Origin of the sequence: Aquabacterium sp. (assembly GCF_036273115.1) — a bacterium.
In the GTDB taxonomy this organism is placed as follows: domain Bacteria; phylum Pseudomonadota; class Gammaproteobacteria; order Burkholderiales; family Burkholderiaceae_C; genus Aquabacterium.
Genome location: NZ_DASUIN010000025.1, coordinates 1 through 6,005 on the forward strand (window position 1 = coordinate 1; position 6,005 = coordinate 6,005).

At 61.3% G+C, this 6,005-nt stretch carries 6 protein-coding genes and 2 pseudogenes; 2 read left to right on the plus strand and 6 right to left on the minus strand.

Translation table 11 applies throughout. The features are described 5' to 3' along the window. The 5 genes and pseudogenes from VFW72_RS11115 to VFW72_RS11135 form a co-directional block, all read right to left on the minus strand. Positions 1-518 (minus strand): annotated as a pseudogene (locus VFW72_RS11115) (transposase); the annotation flags it as partial. Between the two features lie 222 nt (positions 519-740). Then, on the minus strand, positions 741-1,139 hold the full coding sequence (locus VFW72_RS11120) for a hemerythrin family protein (RefSeq protein WP_329674367.1): 399 nt from the start codon (positions 1,137-1,139) through the stop codon (positions 741-743). 153 nt (positions 1,140-1,292) lie between these two features. Continuing rightward, positions 1,293-1,496 (minus strand): annotated as a pseudogene (locus VFW72_RS11125) (isocitrate lyase); the annotation flags it as partial. Between the two features lie 30 nt (positions 1,497-1,526). Beyond that, a complete protein-coding gene (locus tag VFW72_RS11130) occupies positions 1,527-2,189 on the minus strand; it encodes a DUF1566 domain-containing protein (RefSeq protein ID WP_329674368.1) in 663 nt (220 codons plus the stop codon). Positions 2,190-2,502: 313 nt separating this feature from the next. Further along, a complete protein-coding gene (locus VFW72_RS11135; RefSeq protein WP_329674369.1) occupies positions 2,503-4,032 on the minus strand; it encodes a winged helix-turn-helix domain-containing protein in 1,530 nt (509 codons plus the stop codon). 120 nt (positions 4,033-4,152) lie between these two features. Between VFW72_RS11135 and VFW72_RS11140 the strand changes: the two genes are divergently transcribed. Next, entirely contained in the window at positions 4,153-4,428 is a 276-nt protein-coding gene (locus VFW72_RS11140) for a DUF4242 domain-containing protein (protein WP_329674370.1), read from the plus strand. A 56-nt stretch (positions 4,429-4,484) separates the two neighbouring features. Beyond that, positions 4,485-5,009 carry an OsmC family protein gene (locus VFW72_RS11145; protein ID WP_329674371.1) on the plus strand — a complete coding sequence of 175 codons (525 nt, stop codon included), beginning with the start codon at positions 4,485-4,487 and terminating at the stop codon, positions 5,007-5,009. A 106-nt stretch (positions 5,010-5,115) separates the two neighbouring features. On the opposite strand, the gene VFW72_RS11150 is transcribed toward VFW72_RS11145, so the two are convergent. Further along, the coding region (locus tag VFW72_RS11150) for an isocitrate lyase/phosphoenolpyruvate mutase family protein (RefSeq protein WP_329674372.1) at positions 5,116-6,005 on the minus strand (890 nt) is incomplete at its 5' end.

The following is a 6,005-nucleotide window of genomic DNA, read 5'->3' on the forward strand; positions in this document are numbered from 1 at the left end:
GTGCGCGCAAATATAGCATTTCAAACCAAAATTCCACTGGTTACCCTTCTTTGTCTGGAGTCTCCTGCATCTCGGGGTCAAGTTCCCCGCTCTGGTTCTTGGTCGAGCTAGGTCCGGCAATCAAGCTGGCGTTCGCCACCATGCCCTGTTTGAGCATCAAGCCTTTATCGGCCAGGGTGGCATTGACCACGGCCAGTGAGTGAGCCGTAAACTGATGTCCTTCGAGCAGGTAGCGAAAGCGCAGGATGCTGACCCGGTCGGGGATGCGCTCGCCACCGGCGAGGCCACAAAACTCGCTAATGAAGCGTCGTCTCCAACACGGCTTCTTCCGTGGCCAAGTCACTCAGGCCGAACAACTGCTGGAGGATAAGAAGGCGCAGCATCGTCACCAGCTCAACCGGTGGGCGCCCGCTCTTGCCGCGAAGTGCGTACGGCGCAATCAGGTTTATCTCCCCGAGGAACACCGCCTTGCGCGTGCGTTTCGTGCTCTTACACAGGCCAAGCTCCAGTTGGGTCATGGCGCCATTGGGTCTGTCGCACTCGCTAACGCCAATCGCGTTTGACCAGGGGCTTGAACACCGTCCCTAAGAGGCCATCACACCCGCAACTCGCGATACGTTCTTTATCCCTCCGTGACCGCAACAACATGCTTATATGTGGGAATTTATGTGGGACAAATGAAAATTTCTAGAAATTCACCTAGCAAGTTCTACTGACACCGCTTCCGCCAGGAACAACCTTCAGTCGTGCATGTAGCCTTTGACCGGCATGTCCGTCTCGGTCAGATGGTGGGCCATCCAACCATCCAGGCCATCAATCAAGGCCTTGCGGTCCAGCGACTCAGAGGCCGCAGCCACCATCCATCGATCCAGTTCGGCTTCCGCCATGCGGTGGATGGCGAGGTGTTTTTCGAGTGTTGGACAGCCATTGGCCGCCAGCAAACCCTCTTCCAGCTCGTCATGGCGGCGCGCCAGATCAGCAAACTCCCGAAGTGCCTCCAGGATGGGCGCGTCGGTAGGCGGCCCCCGCCTCACCAGAGCAATCAACTCTTTGGACAGTTCGATCAGCACAATGTGCTGCTCATCCAGTCGCGCATTGCGCACGCTCAGCGTGTGGCTCCATTGAGGGATGTGGGGCATGGCGATACTCCGGCGACGACTAGGTTATTTTGCCCGTGGCACGCGAACGGTGACTGCCGCGTCGTGGCCGCAGCCAGTCCGAAAACACCAAAAGCCCGGGGATCACCCGGAAGCTGCTTGCAAACACAACGACAGGCCGGGAAAGAAGACCTTTCATTGGAACTGCGCTTCTTCGATCGAACGCGCCAGGGCTTTTACGCTGGACCAGCCGCCATGGATCACGGTGGTCAACTCGTCGAAATAACCGGCGCCCGCTTCCCGCCGGGACGACACGAAGCTGTAGCCCTAGTCTCGGGCAGCGAACTCAGGTGGCGTCACCATTTCGGTCTAGTGCAACGCGCCCTCGCCACTTGCGTAGATGCCACTGTTCAGAACGTCGAAGACATTTCACTGCGAACGCACGCACAACACGCGCGCCTTCAGTTGGTACGCGATGGAAGATGCCTGTGTGTGGCCGGTGTGCAAGTAGTGGTAGAAGGCTTTGCCATCCGCATCGCGATCACCGCTCCACATCCAATAGCCGGACAAATCGAACAAGCCGGTCACCTTGCACTGAACGCCCGCGCACGGCGTGGTCTCGCCAGCAGAGCCCGCCGTCAGCCCCTCCAGTTCCGCCCTGGTGGGTAAACGCCAGCCCGCGCCCTTGCTTGCGCACCACGTGCCAGCCGATGTCCAGTCGATGTCAACACCGTTGTCACTGCGCGCCCACACCAGGCGCTGCGCTTTATCAATGACGCCGTCGGCTGATGCCTCCCATTGAAACCGAATGCGCGCTGCGGCCACTTCTCCAGCACGCACCTCCATTTGCGCTCGATGCGCCACCCCGTCGGCACGGACACAAAGCAACTCAACCGGTCCCGGATTGACCTTGATCGAGCGCTTGACCCCAACCTCAAGGCGCCCACTCGGCTTGCCATTGATTTTGAGTTGACAGAGCGCATCCGAATAGGTGTCCAGTTGAGCCTGGTTGGCAGGCGACGCCGCATGACTCGCCAGGGTTACCAACCACAAACCGATTGCAACCCAAGACGTCAAACACTTTGAGTTCATGAAACCTACCCCTTTCATGCCAATGGTTTCGTTGAGAAACCACAACCGGAAACACAAAATGGACATTGCTCACATTGTGAGATGTTGAACCCCGACAACCTTGACTTGCCTCAAAGCGCGGTGTTTTTGCTCATCGATTGGGCCGCAGCGACACGGGCGCTCTTCTCGCGGTCCGATCACACGCAAAAAAGCCCGGGGATCGCCAGGGCTTCTTGCTTGCAAGGCCCCGCCGATAGGCCGGGGCAGAAGACATCTCTGTGGAACTGCTCTGCTTCGATCAAGCCGGTCAGGGCCTTCACGCTGGGAGGCAGGCTCACGGACCGACGGGCTCCCACAGCAAGGCCAAGCACTTGCCCGCATGACGACCGTGGGTCTGAGAGACCTCCTCCAGAGTCAAGGCCGGGCTGAGCCGACGAGCCCAGGCCAGCGCGGCGCGGGCTTCGGCAGCATGCCCCTGCCGGTCCAGGATGGCCGCTTCCAGTACGCGCGGCAGCGGAAACTGGGGGTCACGGCGGCTTGACACGCGCGCCTCGACAAGGGCTTCATCAAGGTGGCCAGCCATCAGAAGAAAGGTTCCCATCGCCCACCCCCAGAAGCCGATTCGTCGGTCACGTGGGCTGATCTTCATGCCATAACGCATCTGCGTAATGCCAGCCTCGATCTGGCCAGTAAGTACCAAAGAAGCGCCAAGCGCCACATGCGCCTGGGCATTGCTTGGATCAATTGCCAGCGCCCGTTGAAGCACCTCGACACCCTGGTCGTGATGGCCAAGATCGCACAGCGCGCAGCCTGCATAACCCATTACTTCTGAACTGCCATCATCCAGTGCCATGGCGCGGCGCGCGGCATCCAGTGCCTCTTGCGCGAGGGTTGGGTCGTTGGGCAGCGCTCCAATGTTCATCGACAAGGCTGTCAGCAACGCGTAGTGCGCATGACCGAGGCCAAACGCCGGGTCCAGCGCCACACTGGTCTGTAGCCGATGCCGCGCTTCGGCCATCGCGTCGCGGCTCCAACCCTGTAATGCCAGCGACCCCACGGCCTGGTGGTAATGAGCCCAGGCATCCTGGTTCTCGGGGCGCTGGCGACGGATGTGCGCGATTTCTGCGCGGGTCAGTTCGGGCTCCAGCTCGGACATGATGCCTCGCGCTATATCCTCCTGCAGATCGACGGCCGCGTCGCGACGACGATCGAAGCGACCGCTCCAAAGCACATGCCCGGTCAAAGCCTCGCTCAACTGGGTGGACACGCGCAGCGTCTCACCAACGAGGCGCACGCTGCCCTCCACCACAAAACGCACACCCAGTTGCCTTGCCACCTCGGTCACCGTCACCGCATGGCCCCGAAAGGCGAAAGACGATGCGCGGGAAATCAACAAGAAGCCTGGCACGCGAGCCAACAGCGCAATCACATCCTCGACCAGGCCGTCGGCCAGAAAGCCCACCTGCGGGTTGTCCGTCAGGACGCTGAACGGCAGCACCGCGATAGTGGGGCGCGCGCCATCGTTGGCCTTCGAGGCGATGTCATCACGAAGCGGCGATCCTGCGCCTGGTGTGAGGTCCAGCGCAAATCGGTAGCCGCGCCCGGGAATGGTGGCAATCGATTGCGAGCCCAGCACCTTGCGCAGCGCAGACACCTGCACCGACAGGTTGTTCTCCTCGACCACCAGACCGGGCCAGACCACATCCAGGAGTTCGCTTTTGGACACCACCCGGTCGCGGTACGACAGCAGGCACAGCAGCAAGTCGAAAGCGCGCGCGCCCAACTCGGCCGGTTGTCCATCGACCAACAGCAGGCGCTCGGTTGGGCGGACCTCGAAGCGGTCAAACTGAAATCGATCCTGCATGCGTCTTCCCCAATGCGGGCACCCGTGCGGCATTTTTAGCCGATTTTTAGGAACTTTAAAGGTCTTCTGCCAAGCCGCTCGCTACCTTAGAGCCACCCCAACCACCTGAAGGAGATTCTCATGCCCAAGTTCGTGATCGAGCGCAGCATTCCTGGTATCGGCGGCGTCAGTGCAGGCGACCTGCAGGGCATTTCACAGAAATCGTGCAGCGTGCTGCGCGAGTTAGGCCCAGATGTGCAGTGGGTTCACAGCTACGTAACCGGCGACAAGATCTATTGTGTCTACAACGCGGCCAGCGAACAGCAACTGCATGACCACGCCCGGCTCGGCGGCTTTCCCATCAACAGTGTGGCACGCGTGGTGTCCACCATCGATCCCACCACCGCCGACGCCTGAATTGCTGGCACATCGGCCCATCCCATTGTCCCTGCTGATGAAACTGGAGAACCGGCATGCGCACCAACATCCACGAAACGCAGGCCAGCCTGCGCGCCCAATACAAGGCCAACCCGGCCCTGGCCATGGTTACAGACCGCGCAAGCACGCGCAGCACAGACCCGACCGATCCATTCCATTCTCTGGTGATCCCCAGCGCCGGTGACCACCCAGCGCTGGCCGTTGGCGTGCACAGTGCTGTGGGTGGCCCTTACGACGCGCCCTGCCCTGGCGACCTGCTGTGCGCTGCGCTCGCTGCCTGCCAGGACTCCTCCATCCGCCTGGTCGCAGCCGGCCTGGGCATCGAACTGACCGCGCTGGAGGTGCATGTCCAGGGCACGGTCGATGTGCGCGGTGCCCTGGGCATTCAGAAAGATGTGCCCGTGGGTTTCCAGTCCATCACCTGCGACATCCACCTGCAAGTCAAAGACGGCACACCGCCGGACATGCTGGAGAAACTGCGCGTGGCAGCAGAGCGCTGCTGCGTGGTCATGCGGACACTGCAGGCACCACCGCCGGTGCAGACCACGTATCACATGTGACTCGGTCTCGGCTGCGTCGACGCATCCTCCGGACGTAAAAAAGCCCGGGGATCGCCCGGGCTTCTCGCTTGCAAACCCCCGCCGATAGGCCGGGGCAGAAGACATTTCAGTGGAACTGCTCTTCTTCGGTCGAGCCGGTCAGGGCCTTCACGCTGGACGAGCCGCCTTGGATCACGGTGGTCACGTCGTCGAAGTAGCCTGCGCCCACTTCCTGCTGGTGCGACACGAAGGTGTAGCCCTTGTCGCGTGCGGCGAATTCAGGCTCTTGCACCATTTCGGTGTAGTGCTTCATGCCTTCGCCGCGAGCGTAGGCGTGGGCGAACTGGAAGGTCTGGAACCAGTTGATGTGGATGCCGGCCAGGGTGATGAACTGGAACTTGTAGCCCAGCGCGGACAAGTCTTCCTGGAAGGAAGCGATCTGCTTTTCGTTGAGGTTCTTCTTCCAGTTGAAGGAAGGCGAGCAGTTGTACGACAGCAGCTTGCCGGGGCAGGCGGCGTGCACGGCCTGGGCGAATTCGCGGGCGAAGCCGATGTCGGGCACGCCGGTTTCGCACCACACCAAGTCGGCGTAGGGGGCGTAGGCCACGCCACGGCTGATGGATTGTTCCAGGCCGTTCTTGACGCGGAAGAAGCCTTCTTGGGTGCGCTCGCCGGTGAGGAAGGGCTTGTCGTTGGCGTCGTGGTCGCTGGTGATCAGGTTGGCGGCTTCGGCATCGGTGCGGGCCAGCACGATGGTGGAGACACCCATCACGTCGGCGGCGAAACGGGCGGCGATCAGCTTTTGCACCGCTTCCTGCGTCGGCACCAGCACCTTCCCGCCCATATGGCCGCATTTCTTCACCGAGGCGAGCTGATCCTCGAAGTGCACGCCGGCCGCGCCCGCTTCGATCATTGCCTTCATCAGCTCATGCGCATTGAGCACTCCACCGAAGCCGGCTTCGGCATCGGCCACGATGGGCGCGAAGTAGTCAATGTAACCCTTGTCACCCGCATCGA

Bases quoted from the DNA above. Each gene is read 5' to 3' on its own strand.
- VFW72_RS11120 (WP_329674367.1), bottom strand. From the start codon at position 1,139: ATGCCCCACATCCCTCAATGGAGCCACACGCTGAGCGTGCGCAATGCG.
- VFW72_RS11130 (WP_329674368.1), bottom strand. From the start codon at position 2,189: ATGAACTCAAAGTGTTTGACGTCTTGGGTTGCAATCGGTTTGTGGTTG.
- VFW72_RS11135 (WP_329674369.1), bottom strand. From the start codon at position 4,032: ATGCAGGATCGATTTCAGTTTGACCGCTTCGAGGTCCGCCCAACCGAG.
- VFW72_RS11140 (WP_329674370.1), top strand. From the start codon at position 4,153: ATGCCCAAGTTCGTGATCGAGCGCAGCATTCCTGGTATCGGCGGCGTC.
- VFW72_RS11145 (WP_329674371.1), top strand. From the start codon at position 4,485: ATGCGCACCAACATCCACGAAACGCAGGCCAGCCTGCGCGCCCAATAC.